Source organism: Malikia spinosa (assembly GCF_002980625.1).
Lineage (GTDB): Bacteria > Pseudomonadota > Gammaproteobacteria > Burkholderiales > Burkholderiaceae_C > Malikia > Malikia spinosa.
Genome location: NZ_PVLR01000002.1, coordinates 1 through 20,701, shown reverse-complemented (window position 1 = coordinate 20,701; position 20,701 = coordinate 1). Strand labels below are relative to the sequence as shown.

22 protein-coding genes and 1 tRNA gene are annotated in these 20,701 nt (G+C 61.1%); 13 read left to right on the top strand and 10 right to left on the bottom strand.

The features are described 5' to 3' along the window. The first annotated feature begins 213 nt into the window (after positions 1-213). The 5 genes from C6P61_RS00595 (at position 214) to C6P61_RS00575 (ending at position 5,287) form a co-directional block, all read left to right on the top strand. The gene (locus C6P61_RS00595) at positions 214-480 is read left to right on the top strand and encodes a helix-turn-helix domain-containing protein (protein WP_105727984.1); all 267 of its coding nucleotides are present in this window, start codon (positions 214-216) and stop codon (positions 478-480) included. Next, a complete protein-coding gene (locus C6P61_RS00590) occupies positions 477-1,748 on the top strand; it encodes a HipA domain-containing protein (RefSeq protein WP_105727983.1) in 1,272 nt (423 codons plus the stop codon). The genes C6P61_RS00595 and C6P61_RS00590 overlap by 4 nt, the downstream gene beginning before the upstream one ends. A gap of 171 nt (positions 1,749-1,919) precedes the next feature. After that, positions 1,920-2,198 (top strand): type II toxin-antitoxin system HicB family antitoxin, encoded by a 279-nt coding sequence (locus tag C6P61_RS00585; RefSeq protein ID WP_105727995.1) that lies wholly within the window; start codon positions 1,920-1,922, stop codon positions 2,196-2,198. Between the two features lie 73 nt (positions 2,199-2,271). Then, positions 2,272-2,616, top strand: a complete 345-nt coding sequence (locus C6P61_RS00580; RefSeq protein ID WP_105727982.1) for a cupin domain-containing protein — start codon at positions 2,272-2,274, stop codon at positions 2,614-2,616. 283 nt (positions 2,617-2,899) lie between these two features. Continuing rightward, positions 2,900-5,287: a TOTE conflict system archaeo-eukaryotic primase domain-containing protein gene (locus C6P61_RS00575; protein WP_105727981.1), complete on the top strand. Its 2,388-nt coding sequence runs from the start codon at positions 2,900-2,902 to the stop codon at positions 5,285-5,287. A gap of 72 nt (positions 5,288-5,359) precedes the next feature. Here C6P61_RS00575 and C6P61_RS00570 read toward each other — a convergent pair whose 3' ends face one another. The 3 genes from C6P61_RS00570 to C6P61_RS18325 form a co-directional block, all read right to left on the bottom strand. Next, positions 5,360-5,854, bottom strand: a complete 495-nt coding sequence (locus C6P61_RS00570) for a hypothetical protein (protein ID WP_244908702.1) — start codon at positions 5,852-5,854, stop codon at positions 5,360-5,362. Positions 5,855-6,018: 164 nt separating this feature from the next. Then, a complete protein-coding gene (locus C6P61_RS00565) occupies positions 6,019-6,513 on the bottom strand; it encodes a DUF29 domain-containing protein (protein WP_342352602.1) in 495 nt (164 codons plus the stop codon). Between the two features lie 137 nt (positions 6,514-6,650). Continuing rightward, entirely contained in the window at positions 6,651-6,809 is a 159-nt protein-coding gene (locus C6P61_RS18325; protein WP_170067301.1) for a hypothetical protein, read from the bottom strand. A gap of 126 nt (positions 6,810-6,935) precedes the next feature. On the opposite strand from C6P61_RS18325, the gene C6P61_RS00555 reads away from it, so the two are divergent. The 6 genes from C6P61_RS00555 (at position 6,936) to C6P61_RS00535 (ending at position 10,750) form a co-directional block, all read left to right on the top strand. Continuing rightward, on the top strand, positions 6,936-7,202 hold the full coding sequence (locus C6P61_RS00555; RefSeq protein ID WP_105727978.1) for a helix-turn-helix domain-containing protein: 267 nt from the start codon (positions 6,936-6,938) through the stop codon (positions 7,200-7,202). A 3-nt stretch (positions 7,203-7,205) separates the two neighbouring features. After that, positions 7,206-8,552 carry a type II toxin-antitoxin system HipA family toxin gene (locus C6P61_RS00550; protein ID WP_105727977.1) on the top strand — a complete coding sequence of 449 codons (1,347 nt, stop codon included), beginning with the start codon at positions 7,206-7,208 and terminating at the stop codon, positions 8,550-8,552. Positions 8,553-8,633: 81 nt separating this feature from the next. After that, positions 8,634-9,206, top strand: a complete 573-nt coding sequence (locus C6P61_RS00545) for a flavin reductase family protein (RefSeq protein ID WP_105727976.1) — start codon at positions 8,634-8,636, stop codon at positions 9,204-9,206. Between the two features lie 44 nt (positions 9,207-9,250). Further along, positions 9,251-9,403 (top strand): hypothetical protein, encoded by a 153-nt coding sequence (locus C6P61_RS17860; protein WP_170067299.1) that lies wholly within the window; start codon positions 9,251-9,253, stop codon positions 9,401-9,403. A 485-nt stretch (positions 9,404-9,888) separates the two neighbouring features. Continuing rightward, on the top strand, positions 9,889-10,194 hold the full coding sequence (locus tag C6P61_RS00540) for a type II toxin-antitoxin system MqsR family toxin (protein ID WP_105727975.1): 306 nt from the start codon (positions 9,889-9,891) through the stop codon (positions 10,192-10,194). 1 nt (position 10,195) lies between these two features. Beyond that, a complete protein-coding gene (locus tag C6P61_RS00535; protein ID WP_105727974.1) occupies positions 10,196-10,750 on the top strand; it encodes a type II toxin-antitoxin system MqsA family antitoxin in 555 nt (184 codons plus the stop codon). A 317-nt stretch (positions 10,751-11,067) separates the two neighbouring features. Here the strand turns inward: C6P61_RS00535 and C6P61_RS00530 are convergent, their stop codons facing one another. From C6P61_RS00530 to C6P61_RS00505, 7 genes are all read right to left on the bottom strand, one after another. Continuing rightward, positions 11,068-12,516 carry a hypothetical protein gene (locus tag C6P61_RS00530; protein ID WP_105727973.1) on the bottom strand — a complete coding sequence of 483 codons (1,449 nt, stop codon included), beginning with the start codon at positions 12,514-12,516 and terminating at the stop codon, positions 11,068-11,070. Positions 12,517-12,524: 8 nt separating this feature from the next. Beyond that, positions 12,525-13,595: a nucleoid-associated protein gene (locus C6P61_RS00525; protein ID WP_105727972.1), complete on the bottom strand. Its 1,071-nt coding sequence runs from the start codon at positions 13,593-13,595 to the stop codon at positions 12,525-12,527. Between the two features lie 210 nt (positions 13,596-13,805). Next, positions 13,806-14,039, bottom strand: a complete 234-nt coding sequence (locus tag C6P61_RS17555; RefSeq protein ID WP_146114943.1) for a hypothetical protein — start codon at positions 14,037-14,039, stop codon at positions 13,806-13,808. Between the two features lie 928 nt (positions 14,040-14,967). Then, positions 14,968-16,143: a tyrosine-type recombinase/integrase gene (locus C6P61_RS00520; RefSeq protein ID WP_105727971.1), complete on the bottom strand. Its 1,176-nt coding sequence runs from the start codon at positions 16,141-16,143 to the stop codon at positions 14,968-14,970. A 199-nt stretch (positions 16,144-16,342) separates the two neighbouring features. Beyond that, positions 16,343-16,432, bottom strand: a tRNA-Ser gene (locus C6P61_RS00515). A gap of 58 nt (positions 16,433-16,490) precedes the next feature. After that, a complete protein-coding gene (locus C6P61_RS00510) occupies positions 16,491-17,402 on the bottom strand; it encodes an SPFH domain-containing protein (RefSeq protein ID WP_105727970.1) in 912 nt (303 codons plus the stop codon). 10 nt (positions 17,403-17,412) lie between these two features. Next, positions 17,413-17,871 carry an NfeD family protein gene (locus C6P61_RS00505; RefSeq protein WP_105727969.1) on the bottom strand — a complete coding sequence of 153 codons (459 nt, stop codon included), beginning with the start codon at positions 17,869-17,871 and terminating at the stop codon, positions 17,413-17,415. A 212-nt stretch (positions 17,872-18,083) separates the two neighbouring features. On the opposite strand from C6P61_RS00505, the gene C6P61_RS00500 reads away from it, so the two are divergent. Both C6P61_RS00500 and C6P61_RS00495 read left to right on the top strand, forming a co-directional pair. After that, on the top strand, positions 18,084-20,378 hold the full coding sequence (locus C6P61_RS00500; RefSeq protein ID WP_105727968.1) for an arginine/lysine/ornithine decarboxylase: 2,295 nt from the start codon (positions 18,084-18,086) through the stop codon (positions 20,376-20,378). Positions 20,379-20,440: 62 nt separating this feature from the next. Continuing rightward, entirely contained in the window at positions 20,441-20,659 is a 219-nt protein-coding gene (locus tag C6P61_RS00495; RefSeq protein WP_105727967.1) for an HP1242/YdcH family protein, read from the top strand. Positions 20,660-20,701 lie beyond the last annotated feature (42 nt).

Here is a 20,701-nt window from a genome sequence, read left to right as displayed (position 1 = left end):
GCTAGTATGCCGAGCACCATCTGCTTTTCGCCATTCAGTTCGAGGCGGAGGCGTTGGCTATCGCGTACTGGCTGCTTTCCCTGCAGAAATCCTCACATCTGTAAGGTTTTTTGCAAGGAAAGGATGTGGTTGCCGAAAATCCTCACGTTTGTGTGGATTTGGTGCCGAGGGGGTCAGCTTGGCATAAAATCCTCGCAAACGTGAGGATTTCGCATGAAAATACCTATCGACAATGCTGCCGCCATCGGCAAGGTGGTGCGCGCCAGCCGCAAGGCACAGAAGATCCGACAAGACGATGCGGCCGGCAGCATTGGTGTCAGCGAGAACTTCCTGGGCAAGATCGAGCGCGGCAGCGATTCCGTGCACTGGGGCAAGCTGTTTCAAGTTCTTGAAGGGCTGGGCGTCCGGGTCATGGTAGACGTGCCCGAGAGCGTGGCCGCCTACTTGAGCGATCCAGCAGTCAGCAGGGACAAGCCATGAACGGCCGATCCCTGAGCGCCTCGATCAATCAGAAGGAAGTTGGCACGCTGAAGGAAGTGGGCGGCCTCTGGAGCTTTCAATATTCTGAAGCGTGGCTGGAAAACCCTCAGTGCTTCGCGCTCAGTCCGCATCTTCCCCTGACGACAGAGGCCTTGCTGGACGGTGCCAGTCTGCGCCCGGTGCAGTGGTACTTCGACAACCTGCTGCCGGAAGAAGGCCAACGTGTTTTGCTGGCCGGAGACGCCAAGCTGGAAACGGCAGACGCCTTCGGCTTGCTGGCCTGGTACGGAGCTGAGTCGGCAGGGTCGGTGACATTGCTGTCGCCCGATGCGGGGACTCAAGTCGCCGAGCCATTGCGACCGTTACCGAAGGCGCCGCTGACACATGCTGCCATCAAGCGCATGTCGCTGGCAGGCGCCCAGCATAAGCTGGCGGTCGTCCTGCAAGAGGGTTCCCTGTTTGAGCCCGCTGGCGCAACACCCTCTACCCATATCCTCAAGCCTGATCACCCGGATGATGACTACCCCCATTCAGTGATCAATGAGTGGTTTGTGATGTGCCTGGCCAGGAGACTTGGCCTTGATGTACCCGATGTTCATCGGTGCTATGTCCCATCACCCGTGTACTTGATTGATCGTTTTGACCGGATTCCAGATGCTCAAGGCTGGCAACGCCGGCATGTAATCGATGCCTGCCAATTGCTGGGGCTGGACCGCAGCTTCAAATACAGTCAAGGCAGCATGGAGAGTCTGGCGGCGCTGGCCAATGCCTGTCGCAGTCCGGCTGTAGCTCGGTCCCGGCTCTTTGGATGGATGGTGTTCAACGTGCTCGTGGGAAACAGCGACGCCCACCTGAAAAACTTGAGCTTCCTGGTTTCTCATGAGGGAGTCCAACTGGCGCCGTTCTATGACTTGCTCAGCGTCGCCACGTATGACACGCCAGCCTTTGACAAAAAGAGCTGGCCTTCACTGACCCAATTCGCCTGGCCAATTTTGGGTGTGCATCATTTCTCGGACATCAACCGAGACCTGATCCTGGAGGCCGGCGCGGCATTGAATCTGGCCAAAGGTACTGCTGAGCGGTTGCTGGAAAGGTTGCGCAGCCGCATTGTTCAGGAGGCAGAGGCGCTTTATGCCGAGGTCGAAGCTGAAAACGCTCAGATCGCCAACGCGCGTCCCAATCTGTCAGCAACCATGGCGGGGGAGTCCCGTTGCCTCAGAGCCATTTTGCATACCGTCATCAAAGAGATGGCGAAGAAGGTCTCCTGAAAAGAAATGGCTCACCCGATCCAACTTCTCCTTTGGGCCAGTGGTACAGACTCCAGGCTCTGTATATCAAGTTCGTGTGCACGCACCAGTAATACGGCGCCACATGAAATATCTACCCTTGCCTACCTTGCGCAGTATCCTATGGCAAGCAGGCTGTTTCCAGGATTCGCGATGCTGTACCCCGTCTATGTGCATGTGGGCAATGAGCGCGAAGCCCGCGGCGTGAATTTTCCAGACTTTCCCGGCTGCTTCTCGGCGGCAGATGAATGGTCTGACTTGCCTGCTGCCATTCAGGAAGCTGTCGAGGCCCATTTCCACGGTGAGTGTGAAACGGTGCCTTCGCCCACCCCGCTTGAACGCCTGGTGAACGATGCGGCCTATCAGGACGGTGGAGTCTGGCTGCTGGCCGACATCGACCTCAGCCGCATCGAAACCAGGCAGTGCGCTTGAAAACATCAGCCTGCTGTCCAACTGACGATGGCGGCCCGAGCCTTTCTCCACCCTTCTTGCCCAGGAAACTGACATGAGCAACGGAAACACCAAGACCGAAGTGCACAAGCTCAAGGCGATGCTTCAGTACCAGGAGCAGGCCGTCGTCAGCCGCATGCTGGTCAAGAATCCCGCTGGCAATGTGACCTTGTTTGCCTTTGACGGCAACGAGGGACTGAGCGAGCATACAGCGCCGTTCGATGCCCTGGTCATCGGCGTCGAAGGCCGCGCCGAGATCCCGATCGGCGGCGTCGTCCATACCGTTGGCGAAGGCGATTCCCTGCTCATGCCCGCCGGTGTTCCGCATGCGGTGCGTCCGCTCGGCGGCTTCAAAATGCCTCTCATTATGATTCGGGGCGAAGGGCAGACTCAAAACTGAAACGGGCAAGGGCTGGCCCTGCCCCCTCGTGCTGCAGCCGCATCGATTTGAAACCGCTGCCAGAGTCCGTGTAGGGGTAGAGTAGGGGTAGAGTTCAGTGTGCCGCAGTCGTTGCGATCAGCACTCGTCGGGGTGAACGGCGCTGCCGTCATCCAGGGTAATCCCCATCATCCGTGCCCAAAGCTGTGGACAAGCCCTCTGGCCCAAGGGCAAGCCATTGTTGTCATTGATTTTTCATGTGGTGCTCAAGAAACGGGCAGTCCGGGCTTGCTAGGATGGTGACATGTGCAGTCACCATGAAGCGACCCGGCAGAACCAGTTAGTCATTGCCGCCCTGCAGGCTGAGAACGCCCGCCTGACAGCACTGCTGGACGCCCACGGCATCGACTGGCGGCTGCCGCAGCCGTCCCCTGTCGTGGTGCGAGAGCCGGAGTCATCGCGGCTGACGACCGCCGAGAAGGTGGCTCTGTTCCGCCGGCTGTTCCGCGGGCGCACCGATGTCTATCCGGTCCGCTGGGAGAGCAAGGCCTCAGGCAAGTCGGGCTACGCCCCGGCCTGTGCCAACGAATGGCTCGCCGGGGTGTGCGAGAAGCCTCGCGTCAAGTGCGGTGACTGCGCAAACCGCCTGCTGATTCCGCTCTCCGATACGGTGATCTACGACCATCTGGCCGGCCAGCACACCGTCGGGGTGTATCCGCTGCTGGAAGACGAAAGCTGCTGCTTCCTGGCCGTCGACTTCGACGAGGCCGATTGGCGTGAGGATGCCCGGGCCTTCATGCAGTCCTGCGCAGAACTGGGCGTGCCGGCCGCGCTGGAGATCTCTCGCTCCGGCCAAGGCGCGCATGCCTGGGTGTTCTTCGCCAGCCAGATTCCCGCCCGCGAGGCCCGCCGCCTGGGTACCGCCATCATCAGCCATACCTGCTCGCGCACCCGGCAACTCAAGCTGGAATCCTACGACCGACTGTTCCCGAACCAGGACACGATGCCCAAGGGCGGCTTCGGCAACCTGATCGCCTTGCCGCTGCAGAAGAGGCCGCGCGAAAACGGTTGCAGCGTCTTCGTTGATGCCGAGCTGCGCCCGTATCCGGATCAGTGGGCCTTCCTGGCATCCATGCAGACCATGGCCGCGCACGACATCGAGCCGACCATCCTGCGGGCCACGGGCGGTATCCATCCGCTGGACGTCACCTTCATCGACGATGAAGACCTGGCCACGCCCTGGAAGCGGGAAAGTACCACCTCCAGGAAGCTGGCCGGGCCGATGCCCCAGTCGCTGACCGTGACGCTGGCCAATCTGGTCTACTTCGAGAAGGCCCAGCTGCCGCAGTCACTGGCCAACCGGCTGATCCGACTGGCTGCCTTCCAGAATCCGGAGTTCTACAAGGCCCAGGCGATGCGGATGTCGGTCTGGGACAAGCCGCGCGTCATCGGCAACGCCGAGAACTACCCGCAGCACATCGCCTTGCCACGCGGCTGCCTCGATTCGGCGCTGGAACTGCTACGGGACAACGGTATCGCCTGCGACCTGCGTGACGAGCGCTTCGGTGGCGAGCCCATCGACGTGAGCATTGCAGGCACCTTGCGCCTCGACCAGGAGGCTGCCGTCTCGGCCATGCTGCATCACGACACCGGGGTGCTGTGCGCGCCGACGGCCTTTGGCAAGACGGTCACCGCCGCCGCGATGATCGCGCGCCGGGGCGTGATCACCCTGGTGCTCGTGCACCGCACGGAGTTGCTGAAACAGTGGCAGGAGCGCCTACAGGCTTTCCTGGGCGTCGGCAAGGGCGTGGTCGGTACCATCGGTGGCGGCAAGTCCAGACCGACCGGCAAGATCGACATCGCCGTGATGCAGTCCGTCTCTCGGCAGGGCGAGGTCAATCCGCTGGTCGAGCGCTATGGCCAGGTGATCGTGGACGAGTGCCACCATGTCGGGGCTGCCTCCTTCGACGCCATCCTGAAACGCACGAAAGCGAAATACGTACACGGCCTGACGGCCACGCCCGTGCGTCGTGATGGGCAGCAGCCCATCATCTTCATGCAGTGCGGCCCGATCCGGTACACGGCGGCAAAGCCGGCAGGCGCTCCCCACGATCTGGAAGTGGTCCCCCGTCCGCGGTTCACCCGCATAGAGGTTCCCGCAGACGCTGGTATCCAGGACCTGTTCCGGCATCTCGCGACGGACCAGGACCGGACCCAGGCCATCGCGGCCGAGGTGCGTGACGCGTTCGAGCAGGGGCGAAAGGTGCTCGTCCTGACCGAGCGCACCGATCATCTCGATGCCATCCAGGCGGCACTTGACGGTCTGGCTACGCTCCTGTTCGTCCTGCACGGTCGAATGTCCAGGAAGCAGCGATCCGCGCTGGTGGCCAGCCTGGACGCGCTGCCGCCCGATGCGCCTCGCATCCTACTGTCGACAGGCAGGCTGGTCGGCGAGGGCTTTGACCATCCGCCACTCGACACGCTGGTGCTGGCGATGCCAGTGTCGTGGAAAGGCACGCTTCAGCAGTACGCCGGGCGCCTGCACCGGGAGCAGGCCTGCAAGACCGATGTGCGGATCATCGACTTCGTCGATACCGGCCATCCGGCGCTGCTGCGGATGTGGGACAAGCGCCAGCGTGGCTATCGGGCGATGGGGTATCGGGTAGGGGTGATGGGAACAGGTCCAACCTGAATCCGTTGGTTGGCCAGGTCGAGTCAGGCGCGGGATGCCGACACGCCGATGGGACTGGGGGGCACCCGAGTCTCAGGCTTGGGCGCCTGACAAAGGCCTGGCCTGGTCGCGAACACTGGCAATGCACTCGACCAGATTGAGCACAGCCAGCATCAGGAACTTCTCGGCATCGGTCCTGACGGCCAGCAGGTCATTCTGGCGCAGATGCTCGTGGGCAAAGGCGAGCAGGACCGGCTCGGGATGCTCATCGATGTAGAGATGCACCGACTGCTGCTGCAATGCCTCCGGCAAGCCTTCGGAGAGCATGATCTGGCCGGTCAGCCGGCGCAGGCAGGCATCCTGGGTTGCCTCGGAGATCATCGGCCACGCATGCCCGGAGAGCTTCATCGCCTGGTAGCTTACCAGCAGGATGTGCAGCGCGACCTCGATCTGCGGGTAACTGCTGCCCATCCGGTGCAGGACCACTACGGAGGCCAGCAACTGGGGCTGCTGGACATGGATCTCGTCGGCGAGCCTGATCCGCTCGGACATGTCCATGCTATCGACGGTCTTGACCGCCTTGGCCATGAGAGGAGGGGTGAACAGAGTCATCGGGCCTGTATCTTATGCGACTGGCTTTGGCTGCAGACCTCCGCACCATGCTGGCGGCGGTCAAGGCCCTGCCGGGCTACCGCTTGCGTCTGAGCAGGTGCCCACATTCAAAGTGGGGCGTCTCCAGAGCGCGCAGACCTCTACTCAGCAGGCAGCCATGTGCCACACAGCACTTCGCCTTGGAGGTCCCAAGGGCAGTCTTCGGGAAAGCAGTCCAGGCCGGTTTCCGTGACTACGTTTGCCACCGCGCGAGTCCAGACCATGTCAAGCCACAGCGGCTCCTGCATCTTGGGCGCCAGGCTGGGCGACTCCCCGAGCAAGTAGCGGATTTCTTTGCACTGAGCCTGGATGATCTTTTTCCAGCCAGCGCTCCTGCGAGCAGGCAGGTACGCCCACTTCAGGAGATGCTCGAGTAGTACCGCCGTGCATCTGGCCAGCTCACGAAGCTCGCCTTTGCCCACGTCCTCGATCTCGTCGGCAAGATGCCCGATATCCAGCTGGTCGAAACGGCCTGTACGTATCCGGCGTGCTTGCTCACAGGCCCAAGCGTTGACGTCCTGTTCGTAGGAGGTTGTGTCCATTTCAGGCATCGTTCCGCCGAGTGCAGCCAGGCGCTTGGCGGCTTGCACTTGCACGAATGTCTGCAAGGCCTCCCGAAGCAGGTCTCCCGTTCCGGGGCAATGTCCTGGCCGGTCAGTTCCAGTGCCCGCTCATACAGCTCGTCATCGATGTCCACCGTGATGAGCATACAAAATCTCCCCCGGACAGGATGCTACAGGGTGACCGGCATGCGTGCATCCGGATCCACGAGCAGCACTGAGGCGGCACCCAGCATCGCAATCGACTTGCCTGCGCCCTGGGTGTGCCAGATGATGCCCCACTTGCGGCTGCCGCCCCAGCGTCGCGCGTGTTTTGAGCAACCAGGCCAGATGGATGCGCGACAAGCACCTGATGACGTGGGTGCGCTACCATCCTAGGGCATATTACTGGATATTCCGCTATTTGACTTTTAGAATAAATTCCGCTAAATTGCATTTACTGAAATAAGCGGTAAATCATGCTCCATCGAACCCAGCCTCTCGTCATGGCCTCTCAGTTGGGCGTCATCCTGCAAGGTGCGCGCAAAAGCCTCAGGCTAACGCAGGCCCAGCTCGGCGAGCGCCTCGGGCTGAGCCAGCGGCGCGTGTCTGAGCTCGAGCGCGCACCTGGGACCTTGAGCGTTGACCAGCTCCTGGCCCTGTGTGCCCAGTTGGGCCTGCAGCTGACAGTGCAGCCGCGCGAGCAGGCGCCACAGACACCTGACGCCCAGACGGGGGAGTGGTAAGCCATGGTCCGTCGCTCCAGTTCCCAGCCGCTGGCCGTCTGGACCAATGGCGAGCTGGTGGGGCACTGGACACCGGCCACTCGACGCCCCATGGAACTGCGCTACGAAGATAGCTGGCTGGCCTCGCCCTCTGCCCGGCCGCTCTCCTTGTCCCTGCCGCTTCCCCTGGTGGGTAACGAGCCCCTTCGGGGTGACCGTGTCGAACACTTCTTTGCCAACTTGCTGCCTGACAGCGGGGCCATCCGCAGGCGCCTGGCGCAACGCTATGCCTCGGGCTCGGAAGATACTTTCGACCTGCTGGCTGCCATCGGTCGCGATTGCGTCGGTGCTGTGCAGCTCCTTCCCGTCGATGAACAACCGACCGGCTTCGACCGCATTGAAGGTGAAGTCCTGAACGATGAAGCCGTGGCGGCCTTGCTGCGTTCTACCGTTTCGAGTGGCCTGTTCGCCCATCAGGACCAGGACCGGGATTTCCGCATCTCGATTGCAGGTGCCCAGGAAAAGACCGCCTTGCTGCGCCACGGCGACAAGTGGCTGCGACCGCTGGGCGCCACACCCACCACGCACATCATCAAGCTGCCCTTGGGCCTGGTAGGCAACATGCAGGCGGACATGCGCACTTCTGTCTGGAACGAGTGGCTGTGCCTGAAGTTCATGGAAGCGCTGGGCTTCGAAGTGGCGAAAGTTGACATCGTGACCTTTGCCGACCACACGCCGGTGCTGGTGGTCGAGCGCTTCGACCGCAGGAGGCACTCCTCGGGCACCAGGATTCTTCGCCTGCCTCAGGAAGACTTCTGCCAGGCGCTGGGCGTGGGCCCTGCCCAAAAATACGAAGCCGACGGCGGACCCGGCGTTGAGCGCCTTGCCCAGGTGCTCAGCGGCTCCCAAAACGCACGTGCCGACCTGCGCACGCTGCTGGCCAGCCATATCGCCTTCTGGCTGCTGGCTGCCACGGACGGACACGCGAAGAACTTCAGTATCCGCCTGCACACCGGCGGTGCCTATTCGCTGACCCCTTTGTACGACGTGCTTTCCGCTTGGCCCATCATCGGCAATGGAAAGAACCAGCTCCCATGGCGCAACGCAAAACTCGCGATGGCGGTCAGCAGCAAGAACCGGCACTATGCGCTGGCCACCATCATGCGGCGCCACTTCAACGCCACGGCTGCGAAGTGCGGCTGGGGCGAGAACGCCGAAGACATCATCAGCGAACTGCTCGACAGGGTGGAGCTGGCCATAGCCGCCGTCACCTGGCTGATGCCCGTTGACTTTCCTCAGGACGTGGCTGAGGCCATCATCGAGGGCGTTCGCAAGCAAGTCCAACGGCTCCAGGCCCAGCCCAGCGTCTAGCGGTGCGCGGGTCATGGACTCTTTCCTCGCTGACACTGCGTGACCCGCGCTAAAGTCTTGCCCATGTCATCGCTTTCCACCATGCCCGAACACTTCACGCCCGTCCCGCTGGACAAGTGCTACCGCCTGATGAACCACGGCCCCACGGTGCTGGTGTCGGCCCGTTACGACGGAGTGGACAACGTGATGGCCGCCGCTTGGTCCGGCGTGCTCGACTACGGCGACGCGCCCAAGGTGACGGTGGTGCTGGACAAGGCCACCCGTACCCGCGAGCTGATCGAGGCCTGTGGCCGCTTTGCGCTGCAGCTGCCCTGCGTGGCCCAGGCCAAGCTGACCGTGGCGGTCGGCACCCACAGCGCCAGGGAGATGCCTGGCAAGCTGACACGGCTCGGGGTGCCGATCTTCAACGCCCCCGGGCATGAGCTGCCGCTGGTGCAGGGCTGCGTGGGCTGGCTGGTCTGCCGGCTGCTGCCCGAGCCGCATAACCAGCAGACCTATGACCTGTTCATCGGCCAGGTGGAAGCGGCCTGGGCCGACGAGCGGGTGTTTCGCCAGGGCCGCTGGCATTTCGACGAGGCCCCCGACGACCTGCGCACGCTGCACCATGTCGCCGGAGGCCAGTTCATCGTGGCCGGCCGGACTGTGCAGGGGTGAGCTACACGACTACATACTGCATCACCGGATCTTCAAGGTCCATCTTGCTCGAGATCCAGCGTGACGATGCCCTGATGGTCCGCATCCACCAGGGCTGGGAGGCATTCCAGGTCCATCTGGACCAGGACGCACCGCCAGCTCTGAGGGACGAGGACACGATGCAGCGAACAAACGCTGACTGGCTGCCGGCTGACTGACTGCACGTCCGACCACCGTTTTTAAGGTGGGTTGAAAGGTGAGTAGGAATCTTGGACGACAAAAAACCCCAAGTAGATCAACTACTTGGGGTTATGTTTTGGCGGAGAGGGTGTCAGCCATGAATGGCTCCTTCTGAACAGATTAACAGACCTGTCACCCCCTCCGCGACGAAAGGGTGGCAGGCACGTGCGGGGTTCGCGGACCGGCAGAAGGAACCGGCACACCCTTTCGGGTGTCCCCGCACGGCCCGCCATAAACGGAGCCCGTGCGCGCAGCACTGGGGAAAAAACGAAGCCGCAACCATGACGATGGGCGCGGCTGCTGCGCCTTCTGAAACCGGAGCCGCGACGCCCCGTGCACCCTTTAGGGTGCGTACACAGTGTAACACGGAGTCACACAATGCTAGACTTGTGCGGTAAAATGTTGTGGAATCCACATGATTTAACCTGGCAACCTGCAAAAACTAGAACAATAAGGGCTAGCTATGACAGAAAAGAGCAAGCCTCACTACGCGCTGAACGACATCATGGCCTGCGTGGCCGCTCAAGGCATCTCAGCGTTTACTCGTACGGCCCAGCTTGGCTTTGCAGAAATGGATCTGTCGCCTGGTGAGGCCGTACAGGTCGTACTGAGCCTGAATCGGTCCATGTTTTACAAGAGCATGACCACCAATGCAGACCACCGAGTCTGGCAAGACGTGTACCACGCGCCATGCCACAACGGAAAGACGGCGTACATCAAGCTCACCCTGCGCGATGGAACGGTCGTCATCCAGTTCAAGGAGAAGTGAAATGTCAGAACAGAAATTCTGTTTGCAGTGCGACGACGGCACCCTGCTGGTCCACGGCAAGCAAGACCTCGTCGCCAGGGTCGGCAAACTGGAGTCGACGGTGCCGGCCGTCTCGGGCTGGCATTGCCCGACCTGCAGAGAGTGCGAGTTCGACCCAGGCGAGGGCCAGCGCTTTAGCGCGGCCGTCGAGGCACTTCGCATCGAGTTGAACAAGCAGCGCGGCGCCGCCTTGCGAGCCAGTCGCAAGAAACTCCATCTGCGTCAAGCTGACGCGGGCCGCATATTCGGTGGCGGCGTTACAGCGTTTTCCGAGTACGAAAACGGCAAGACGCAACCGCCAAAGTCAACTGTATTGCTGTTTGGATTGTTGGATAAACATCCAGAGTTGGTTGTGGATGTTTACGATATTGCAAAAGAGCAATTCATTGATGATGTTGGATTTTATACAATTGTAGAGATTAAATCCAAGAAGAAGAGTAATTCAAATTTAAGTGAAATAAAGTTGGTTGATTGTGTGATATTAAAAAACTCCATAAAGGCGCATTCTTTGGCGTAATGCAAGAGTAAATCAATTGCTGACACAATTAAATTTGTGCAGGTGAGCGTGAGTGAAACCTGTAAAAAAATATCATTTTTGATGGCGCTCGCGGATCATCAAAAATAGCTGGTGAGACCAGCGGTATCGTGAAAACGTAAAAAAGCCGCCTCGGGGGCGGCTGGTGGGGCTAGTACCCGGAGTCTGGGCTGTTGCGGAACGGAGTCGGGGTTGGCTGGCTTGTCTGTAGCAGAAACTTTGCCGAGGGCCACCCGTCAGATCAGCGAAACCTGTTCAGTTTTTGAAGACAGGTCCGATCAGAAGAACCCAGTCGCGATTCATTGAGCAAGTAGGAGCTGAACGATGAAGGGAAGATTCCAGACGACCAGGACAAGAAGACAGTACAGGCAAGCACTCACTGTCATCGCAACACACAACGTATCCCGCCTCTTCCTCAGTGGCTCAATGAACTTCGCGTCGCTGTCTGACCGCGATGTGTAGTTACGCAATATGCCCAGCCATCGATTGCTTTCGTCGAATGCAAGAGCGGCATCACGCCAATGCGCTGCCAACTGGAGAACACAAGACAAAAACAAGTAACCGGCCAGAAATTTCAGCAGCAGTGACAGCTCGCCACTGCCCAGCAGCTCCCGCAAATTTCGCTGATCGAATTTGCCGATGAACGAGAAGCCTGCAAATACCAGTACGCCGAGGATGTCACGAGTCAGTGAGCTTACGAGCTCCCGAACCTTAGCGGCGTACAGGTCCGCCTGCGACTTCATGTCCTTCATCACCTCGCGCATTTCCTTGAAATAGGCGTCCTTGCGGTCAAGGATGACAAAGGCATAGCTGTCCTGGGACTGCTTAAGTGCGGACCGCAGGTGTCGATGCAGGCTGGACAGCCAGCACTCGGCAGGGTCGATGTCGATCGAAAGCCGATCCATCAACAGTTTCAGCCGTGTTTCCGATCGCTCGGCGTAGATCCACTCCACGGCAACCATCAAGGAGTCTTGCAGGGTCTTCCATTGCAAATCGGCATGGCTCTTCCACAGCCCCACGGTATGGCTCTTGGCGCCACGGATCGTTACCCAGAGCGCAGCATTGGAGCTTTTGAGCTCGCTCACGAGGCACGCGCCCAGTACCAGGCAGCTGAGTCGCAGCCATTCGCGCGCATGGGTGCTGTTCAAGTCGCCCCAGTTCAATGCCCAGCTACGTGGGCTGACCCGCAATGTCTGGTCCGGACTGATCAGATGAACGAGCTTGTGGACAGCCTCGTCATCCGGCAGGCTTGATACGGGAGGCAACAGGGGGTCTGGGGTGTCTACCGGAAGAACCCACAGGGATGGGCCACCAAAGCCCTGGCGGAGACCGTGAACCCGCACTGTCAGTGGGCGACTGAAATCAGGATCGAGTTCCGATTGAGGATGAAAGGGCGTGAGCTGCTGAGACCATACATCGAACCCTTCGACCGAAAAAAACAAGCAGGTCTGCTCGTCAGGACGCATCTTGAGCTGACTGGCCAAGCCAGTCTTGCTGATGATCAGACGCCAGTTCTCCCCTTGATTGAAAGTCAACTCCGAGACGTCGGCTGAATCGCCGTCGAGCATCAAGGTCGGAGCACTGACTTTCAGCTCCGCGCACGACGTGAAGATAGACTCTATCGCCTTGACCTGTTCCGCGTTCAGGCTGTCGCCTTCGACCCGAAAGCGGAAGCTCTCTTCCAGGGTATGACTGGCCGTCGCGCAAAGCGACTGCACTTGGTCAAGCAAGGCGAGGAGGTTCGACATGGCCGGAGCTACTGAAGGTCTAGTTTGCTGGTCTGGATGATGATGCGGCTTCCACCGTTCGCAAGGTGCTCAATGCGCAGACCTGCCACATCCTTGTCACCCTCGAACGTGATTGTGACACCTTCCGCCGTTTGATACTTCTGCTTTCGTTCCCTGCTCGGTAGCGAGTTGGGTTGGGGTGAGAATGTTTGCCCAGCGACGCCTGCAGCTACCAGCGCATCCTGCAACTGCGACTGTAGCGCCTGCTTCCGCTCGACGTTCTCATCGCGGACGACGGCATCAATGAAGGCTGCAGTATCAAAGGACGTGTGATCGCGCAGGTAGTTGAGGGCTCGCCCAGTGTAGGTGTGGGCATCCTCGTCAGGCGGAATCAACTCGGCCGACAACTGCTTCGCCCACTTCCTTACGGTGCTGTGCGCGTTGCGTGTCAGCACAGAGTCCTGTTGCCGCTCCTCCACCCCAAGAAACGCTTTGTAGTAATCACCCAGGCGCGGCGCCTTGACACGGTCATATGCCAAAACGTCCCAGGCAAAGTGTCCCTGGGCATCTATCACGGCGCTCTTTTGAATTGCAGCCTTACTTTCACTCAAAGAGTTTGGGTTTTCATTCACAACGGCGACCCATCGTCCATTCACCTCGGTGCGAGAGTAGGAAAACGATGCGCTCTTGTCCATCTTGACCAAGAGAACCAGCTTTTTCCACTCATTTGCAGCAGCGAGATAACGCACGGTCGAGACAACAAAAACACCGCCGGACATCTGAATTCCATGGCGATCGGCAAAGTCGCTGGTAATTTGACGTGACAACTGGTTGAAGTCCTCTGGTGCGGCCACCAGTTGCTCGCATTTTTCTTTGAGATGCACAGAATCCGGCTTGAACACGTACTGGGTGCCTGCCAGTACTTCACGCAACCGAGCCAAGAAGAACTCCTTCTGCCTATTTTGCAGTTGCACTTCATCCAGGAATAGAACCTGCTGCTGCTCAGCCTCATCGGGTTCGATGATGTGGAAGATGAAGCTTTCCATCTGCATGCTGTCGCGCTGCGCTTGACTCAATACCGCCTCTATCGGAGCTGTCATGCTTTTCTCTGTTCTGTGTCAAAAAATTCTGGAGGTAATACGGTGGATGGGTGCTCAGGCTTCAGGCGTACCAGCTTTTCCCACTATCCGCATCGCTTTGCTGCGCGCGGTGAGCTGCGACGCGACGCAGCCGATGGCCAATGCCCACAACTGCAGATGAGCCGCCCAGGGCAGTAGCCGGCCCGGGGCCGGACTTAGCCGTGGTGCACTTCAGCACCCGTACTTCTTGCGCCCGCTTGGGGTGATCGTGTAGCGGCCGCCGCGCGGTCCGGTGTAACAGGTGCCGTCGCTGGCCTGGGAGCCGCTGCTGTAGCTCCCGGATGAGGCGTGGCTGGTGTGGCTGCGCTTGCCGCTTCCACCCCTCTTGCCGCCCTTGGCCAAGACCACTGGTGACGTGACCCCGAGTACGAAGGCTGCCAACAGCACAGTCGTCATCCGCTTCATCTTCTTTTCCCTTGGTTGTGCATCGGTGTGTCTTCCTCCTTGGATGACAGGCGTGAAAAAACCGCCTACAGGCGGTTCACGGCAGTCCGACTGACCTCGATCAGTTGTTTATTTGCAATGTGTAATGCAGTGTAACACCATGATGCATTGTCAGAAGGCCACGGACTTCATGCCTCAAGTCCCTATCGAGCCGGTCGAGGCACCGGGTACGCCCTGGTCGTGCCCAGATGCCACGTGCGGTGCGTCCGGTGCCGACCTGGGAGGGCCAGCGCGCAGTCGAGACCCCGCCGCGCCCCCGCGCTAAATCGGCCTCGAGTGTCGGCCCGGTCGGACCCCCGGCTTCCCTGCGGGGGAGGGGGCTTTCCGGGGCCCTGGCGGCGTCGGGATTCGACGGGATTTGTCGGCCTGCAGGCTGGCCTTCCTGGTGACCATGACCGGCCAGACATACCCCCACCCCTGTTCCGACCGCTTTCGGGTGGTTTTCCCCAACTTTTCCGGGGAGGGGTCGGGAAAAACCTAACCAAGAAAAAAAAGCCCGAAAAACGCCCGTAAGCCATTGATCCAACACTGTAAATCTTGGTTAGAAAGAGGCCTTACAACGCCTAACCAGAAACCTAACCAAGCCGTAAGTTCTTGATTTTTATAGGGTGACTCATGACCCATTGTTAGACTTTCCTTTTCTAACTTGGTTAGGTTTTGGTTAGGAAATTGTTAGACTTTACTTATTCTGTAAGTGCTTGTTTTGCATGGATTTTTCGGTGTTTTTAAGTATCAGTAATGCCGGTTAGGTTTTTCCCGACCCCTCCCTGGGATTTTGGCGGCGGCGTGTTTTTGGCCGTTTTGCCTAAAAAACGTGCAAGTTTGCGGGGGTTTGCGTCCGTAAACACTGGGGGGAGTATTCGTTTCCAGGCGGGCTGGCTAAGCGCACTCACTCGGCCGGCTTGGCGCAGGCGTCCAGCCAGTCGGCCCAGTCCTGCAGCATCTGGCGCCGCTGCTTGAGGTAGCGGGCCCGGTTGTAGGCGCTGCGGGTCTTGTTCTCCTCGCTGTGCGCGAGCTGGAGCTCGATGTGGTCGGGCTCGTAGCCGGCCTCGTTGGCCCAGGTCGACGCGACCGATCGGAAGCCGTGCCCAGTCATACGGCCCTTAAAGCCGATGCGGTACAGCAGGTAGAGGATGGCGTTCTCCGAGATCGGCGTGTCGTTGCGGCTCTCGCCTCGGAACACGTAGTCGCTGCCGCGCGCGCGCTGACGCATGACCTCGATCAGCTCGAGCGCCTGGCGGCTCAGCGGGATCACATGGTCGCGCGACCGCTTCATCTTGCCGGCCGGGATGCGCCAGGTGTCGCCCTCGATCTCGTGCCAGCGCATCTGGCGCAGCTCGGTGGTGCGCACCCAGGTGTAGGCCAGCATACGCAGGGCCAGCACGCTCTGCTGCTGTGGGCTCTCGAAGGACAGCCGCTCGAACAGCTGAGGCATCTCGTTGGGCTCGAGCGCGGCAAAGTGCTCGACCTTGGCCACAGCGAAGGCCTTCTTCGGGTCGATCTCGGCGGCCGGGTTGTGATCGCAGTGGCCGTTGGCGCGGGCCCACTCGAAGACCGCGTCGGCCCACAGGCGGATCTTGCGCACGTAGACGTGCTTGCCGGCGTCGTCCACCTGGCGCAGCTCGGCCAGCAGGTCGTTGCGGGTGATGCCGTCGATCGGTCGCTGGCCCAGCGCGGGCACCAGGTAGGTATCGAGCGCCCGGGTGGCGTTGTCGATGTACTTGGGCGTGCAGTCCTTGCGGCCGGCCCAGTACAGCTCGGCGCATTTCGAGAAGGTGAGCGCCGCCGGCTTGGGTGCCGCGGCCGCAGCCATCGGGTTGATGCCGTCGCGCAGCTGCCGCTTGGCCTGGTCGCGCTTGGCGCGGGCCTCGGCCAGGCTGACCTGCGGGTAGGGGCCCCAGGAAATGGTCTGCTCCTTGCCCTCCCAGCGGTAGGCCTGGCGCCAGAGCTTGGAGCCTCCTGGCGTGATCCAGAGGTACAGGCCTTCGCCGTCGAACTTCTTGTAGCCCTTGTCGCCGGGCTTGAAGCCGCGGCACTGGGAGTCGGTCAGGGTGTTGGTGGCCATGGTGGCGGGTCCGGTGTAGGTATCGCTTGGCGGCAGCTGTGGCGGTACCTACATCCCTACCTACAGACTGCCCGTGGTGAACGGTGTGATCATGTGGGGTTCGTTGGGCTTTGGGCAACAAAAAACCCCACTAAGGGCCTGATTTTCATCAGTTTTAGTGGGGTTTTGTGCGGTAAGTTGGCTTACCGTTTGCTGTTCATGGCGGAGAGGGCGGGATTCGAACCCGCGGTGGGGATAAACCCACACACGCTTTCCAGGCGTGCGACTTAAACCGCTCATCCACCTCTCCGTGAAGACTCGTATTGTAGACAGAAATTCCGGCTCTTTTCAAGGCCGATCAAATTTTTTCAACCTTTGCTCGACTTGATCAGCTGCATGGCCGATGCCACCAGGCCGGCGACCTCGTTCATGTTGCCCGGCACCACCAGCGTGGTGGTGGCGTCAGCCGCGACCCGGCTGTAGGCCGCCACGGCCTGCTCGGCCACCTTGAGCTGCACCGCCTGCTCGCCGCCTGGCGCCTGCAGCGCGGCCGCGATGCGCTCGAGCGCCTGGGCCGAGGCATTTGCCACCATCAGGATCGCCGCTGCCTCGCCCTCGGCCTTGTTGATGGCGGCCTGCTTGTCGCCTTCCGAGCGCGCGATCGAGGCCTGGCGCTCGCCGGTGGCGATGTTGATCTGCTCCTGCTGGCGGCCTTCCGACGCGGCAATCAGCGCGCGTTTCTCGCGCTCGGCGGTGATCTGGGCCTGCATCGCGTGCAGGATCTCGGCTGGCGGTGTCAGGTCCTTGATCTCGTAGCGCAGCACTTTGACGCCCCAGTTGAGTGCTGCCTCGTCGATCGCGGACACCACCTGGGCATTGATGATCGCGCGCTCCTCGAAGGTCTTGTCGAGTTCGAGCTTGCCGATCACGCTGCGCAGCGTGGTCTGGGCCAGCTGGGTGATGGCGGTCACGTAGTTGGAACTGCCGTAGCTCGCGCGCATCGGGTCGGTGACCTGGAAATACAGGATGCCGTCGACCTGCAGCTGGGTGTTGTCGCGCGTGATGCAGACCTGGCTCGGCACGTCGAGCGGGATTTCCTTCAGGCTGTGCTTGTAGGTCACCTCGTCGATGAAGGGCAGCACGAAGTTCAGACCTGGTGCCAGCGTGCCGGCGTACTTGCCCAGGCGCTCCTTGACCCAGGCATTCTGCTGCGGAACGATCTTGATCGACTTGATCGTGAAGATGACGGCGAGGACGAACAGGGCAAAGGCGATTTCCATGGCGGGCTTTCTAGTGGGAATGGGCTTGCAGGATCAGGTGGCTGCCGCGCACGGCCACGATGCGGTAGCGGCCGGGGGCCGGCTGGGCGGCGTTGATGGCATTTGCAGCCGCAGCGGCGTCGTCGAGTTCGGCCGTCCATTCGGCGCCGCGGTGCCTGACGCTGGCGCTGCCGTCGGCGTTCCAGTGCTCGACCTGCACCAGCTGGCCGATGTCGAGGTTGAGGTCGGCGTTGGCGGCGCTGTCGGTCGGGCCCGAGCGCTGGCGCATCCGCTGGCTCCAGAACAGCACCGCGCCGCCGCCGACCAGCGCAGCGACCGTCAGCTGCAGCGCCAGTCCGGCGCCCAGGTGCGCGGCCAGCGCAGCGGCTGCCAGTCCGATGCCGAGCATCAGCAGGTAGAAGGAGCCGTTCAGCAGCTCCAGTGCCACGGCGGCGGCGGTCAGCAGCCACCAGACGGTCGAGTCGCTCATGCCGGAACTTCGATTGGGTCCTGACACAGGCCAATCGACCTGCCTGGCGCGGCTGAATTTGAGAAGAAACGGCTCGTGCACTGATCGGTTGTCATCTAATTTCCTTACACTTGGCGCCATCACGCGATGGGGCGGGGCCTCGTCGCGGGCAAGCTGTGCCACCGGATACCGGTGCACTTATCCATTTGGCGCCCATCCGTTCTATACGCCCCATGAAATTTCGCTTTCCCATTGTCATTATTGACGAAGACTACCGTTCGGAGAACGCCTCCGGCTTGAGCATCCGTTCCCTGGCGCAGGCGATCGAGGTCGAGGGCTTCGAGGTGCTTGGCGTGACCAGCTACGGTGACCTGAGCCAGTTCGCCCAGCAGCAAAGCCGCGCCAGCGCCTTCATCCTGTCGATCGACGACGAGGAGTTCACGCCCGGCCCCGACCTCGACCCGGCAGTGCTCAACCTGCGCGCCTTCATCCAGGAAGTGCGGCGCAAGAACCTTGACGTGCCGATCTACATCTACGGCGAGACCAAGACCAGCCGTCACCTGCCCAACGACATCCTGCGCGAACTGCATGGCTTCATCCACATGCACGAGGACACGCCGGAGTTCATGTCCAAGCACATCATCCGCGAGGCCAAGTCCTACCTCGAGGGCATCCAGCCGCCGTTCTTCAAGGCGCTGCTCGATTACGCCGAGGACGGTTCCTACTCCTGGCACTGCCCGGGTCACTCGGGTGGCGTGGCGTTCCTGAAGTCGCCGGTGGGCCAGATGTTCCACCAGTTCTTTGGCGAGAACATGTTGCGCGCCGACGTCTGCAACGCGGTCGAGGAACTCGGCCAGCTGCTCGACCACAACGGCGCGATTGGCGAGAGCGAGCGCAATGCGGCGCGCATCTTCAACGCCGACCACTGCTTCTTTGTCACCAACGGCACTTCGACCTCGAACAAGATGGTCTGGCACCACACGGTGGCGCCGGGCGACATCGTGGTGGTGGACCGCAACTGCCACAAGTCCAACCTGCACGCGATCATCATGACCGGGGCCATCCCCGTGTTCCTGAAGCCGACGCGCAACCACTGGGGCATCATCGGCCCGATCCAGCAAAGCGAGTTCGAGCCCGAGGCGATCAAGGCCAAGATCCGCGCCAACCCGCTGCTCAAGGGCGTGGACGCCGAGGCGGTCAAGCCGCGCATCCTGACGCTGACCCAGTCGACCTACGACGGCGTGCTCTACAACACCGAGACCATCAAGGGCATGCTCGACGGCTATGTCGAGAACCTGCACTTCGACGAAGCCTGGCTGCCGCACGCGGCCTTCCACCCCTTCTATGGCTCGTTCCACGCCATGGGCCGCAAGCGCGCGCGTCCGCTCGACACCATGGTCTATTCGACCCAGTCGATCCACAAGCTGCTGGCCGGCATCAGCCAGGCCAGCCATGTGCTGGTGCAGGAGTCGCAGAACACCAAGCTCGACCGCAACCTGTTCAACGAGTCCTACCTGATGCACACCAGCACCAGCCCTCAGTACAGCATCATCGCGAGCTGCGACGTGGCGGCGGCGATGATGGAGCCCCCGGGCGGCACCGCGCTGGTCGAGGAGAGCATTGCCGAGGCGCTCGACTTCCGCCGCGCGATGCGCAAGGTCGACGATGAGTTCGGCGCCGACGATTGGTGGTTCCAGGTCTGGGGTCCGGACGAGCTGGCCGAGGAAGGCATCGGCGAGGCCCGCGACTGGGTGCTCAAGCGCACCGACAGCGAGGGCGTGCAGCCGGCCGACGGCGAGGAGGCCTGGCACGGCTTTGGCGACATGGCGCCGGGCTTCAACCTGCTCGACCCGATCAAGGCCACCATCGTCACGCCGGGCCTGAACATGAATGGCGATTTCGCCACCACCGGCATCCCGGCCAGCATCGTGACCAAGTTCCTGGCCGAGCATGGCGTGGTGGTCGAGAAGACCGGCCTCTACAGCTTTTTCGTGATGTTCACGATCGGCATCACCAAGGGCCGCTGGAACACGCTGCTGACCGCGCTGCAGCAGTTCAAGGACGACTACGACCGCAACCAGCCGATGTGGCGCATCCTGCCCGAGTTCTGCCAGAAGCACCGCCGCTACGAGAAGATGGGCCTGCGCGACCTGTGCCAGTATGTGCACGAGATGTATGCCAAGTACGACATCGCGCGCCTGACCACCGACATGTACCTGAGCGATCTGCAGCCGGCGATGACGCCGACTGATGCCTTTGCCCAGATCGCGCGCAAGAACACCGACCGGGTGGCGATCGACGACCTGGCCGGCCGGATCACGGTCGGCCTGGTCACGCCTTACCCGCCCGGCATTCCGCTGCTGATCCCGGGCGAGGTCTTCAACCAGAAGATCGTCGACTACCTGAAGTTCTCGCGCGAGTTCAACGCCCAGTGCCCGGGCTTCGAGACCGATATCCACGGCCTGGTGGTCGAGGAAGGCGAAGACGGAAAGAAGCGCTATTTCGCCGACTGCGTGCGGGTTTCTTGAACTAGATCAAGGCGGATTCGGGAAAAAGGCGTGAAAATGACATCTTTTACAGGAGAGCGCCCATGTTTCCCGAATTCCGCGAACTGATCACCCAGCTCAAGACCAGCGATCACCATTTCTCGCGCCTGTTCGACAAGCACAACGAGCTTGACCAGCAGATCAAGAACATGGAGTCGCATGTCGCTCCCGGCACCCAGGTCGAAATCGAGAACCTCAAGAAGGAAAAGCTCGCGCTCAAGGACGAGCTCTACGTGATCCTCAAGAAGGCCGCGCAGGCCTGACGGACTCCCGGCTCCAGCCATGAAAAAACCCGCCGCGGCGGG

Excerpts from the sequence above, each read along its gene's own strand:
- C6P61_RS00510 (WP_105727970.1), bottom strand. The coding sequence starts at position 17,402 with ATGGAAATCGCCTTTGCCCTGTTCGTCCTCGCCGTCATCTTCACGATC.
- C6P61_RS00525 (WP_105727972.1), bottom strand. The coding sequence starts at position 13,595 with ATGACAGCTCCGATAGAGGCGGTATTGAGTCAAGCGCAGCGCGACAGC.
- C6P61_RS00575 (WP_105727981.1), top strand. The coding sequence starts at position 2,900 with ATGTGCAGTCACCATGAAGCGACCCGGCAGAACCAGTTAGTCATTGCC.
- C6P61_RS00505 (WP_105727969.1), bottom strand. The coding sequence starts at position 17,871 with ATGAGCGACTCGACCGTCTGGTGGCTGCTGACCGCCGCCGCCGTGGCA.
- C6P61_RS00520 (WP_105727971.1), bottom strand. The coding sequence starts at position 16,143 with ATGGCCACCAACACCCTGACCGACTCCCAGTGCCGCGGCTTCAAGCCC.
- C6P61_RS00585 (WP_105727995.1), top strand. The coding sequence starts at position 1,920 with ATGCTGTACCCCGTCTATGTGCATGTGGGCAATGAGCGCGAAGCCCGC.
- C6P61_RS17555 (WP_146114943.1), bottom strand. The coding sequence starts at position 14,039 with ATGAAGCGGATGACGACTGTGCTGTTGGCAGCCTTCGTACTCGGGGTC.
- C6P61_RS00580 (WP_105727982.1), top strand. The coding sequence starts at position 2,272 with ATGAGCAACGGAAACACCAAGACCGAAGTGCACAAGCTCAAGGCGATG.
- C6P61_RS00570 (WP_244908702.1), bottom strand. The coding sequence starts at position 5,854 with ATGGCCAAGGCGGTCAAGACCGTCGATAGCATGGACATGTCCGAGCGG.
- C6P61_RS00590 (WP_105727983.1), top strand. The coding sequence starts at position 477 with ATGAACGGCCGATCCCTGAGCGCCTCGATCAATCAGAAGGAAGTTGGC.
- C6P61_RS00545 (WP_105727976.1), top strand. The coding sequence starts at position 8,634 with ATGCCCGAACACTTCACGCCCGTCCCGCTGGACAAGTGCTACCGCCTG.
- C6P61_RS00555 (WP_105727978.1), top strand. The coding sequence starts at position 6,936 with ATGCTCCATCGAACCCAGCCTCTCGTCATGGCCTCTCAGTTGGGCGTC.
- C6P61_RS00595 (WP_105727984.1), top strand. The coding sequence starts at position 214 with ATGAAAATACCTATCGACAATGCTGCCGCCATCGGCAAGGTGGTGCGC.
- C6P61_RS00495 (WP_105727967.1), top strand. The coding sequence starts at position 20,441 with ATGTTTCCCGAATTCCGCGAACTGATCACCCAGCTCAAGACCAGCGAT.
- C6P61_RS00550 (WP_105727977.1), top strand. The coding sequence starts at position 7,206 with ATGGTCCGTCGCTCCAGTTCCCAGCCGCTGGCCGTCTGGACCAATGGC.
- C6P61_RS00530 (WP_105727973.1), bottom strand. The coding sequence starts at position 12,516 with ATGTCGAACCTCCTCGCCTTGCTTGACCAAGTGCAGTCGCTTTGCGCG.
- C6P61_RS00540 (WP_105727975.1), top strand. The coding sequence starts at position 9,889 with ATGACAGAAAAGAGCAAGCCTCACTACGCGCTGAACGACATCATGGCC.
- C6P61_RS00535 (WP_105727974.1), top strand. The coding sequence starts at position 10,196 with ATGTCAGAACAGAAATTCTGTTTGCAGTGCGACGACGGCACCCTGCTG.
- C6P61_RS00500 (WP_105727968.1), top strand. The coding sequence starts at position 18,084 with ATGAAATTTCGCTTTCCCATTGTCATTATTGACGAAGACTACCGTTCG.